General features: G+C 51.6%; 1 protein-coding gene. It reads left to right on the top strand.

Annotated features, from left to right (window positions below; genetic code table 11):
* Positions 1-314: thymidylate synthase (gene thyA, locus ACTHSP_RS23395; RefSeq protein WP_440347168.1), on the top strand; the 314-nt coding region annotated here is incomplete at both ends.

Genomic DNA, 314 nt, shown 5'->3' with positions numbered 1-314 from the left:
AAACTGCATCTGCGCTCGATTATTCATGAGCTGCTTTGGTTTCTCAAAGGCGATACCAACATCAAATACCTGAAAGATAACAACGTTTCCATTTGGGACGAATGGGCGGATGAAAACGGCGATTTGGGCCCGGTTTACGGCTACCAATGGCGCAGCTGGCCCGCACCCGACGGCCGCCATATCGACCAAATTGCCAATGTGGTTGAACAAATCAAGAAAAAACCCGACTCGCGCCGCCTGATTGTATCGGCATGGAATCCGGCTTTGGTCGACGAAATGGCCTTGCCGCCTTGCCACGCGCTGTTTCAGTTTTA

This window comes from Neisseria sp. P0001.S005, assembly GCF_051963715.1.
Note: the sequence above shows the minus strand (reverse complement) of the source record. Positions and strands in the feature narration are given on the sequence as shown.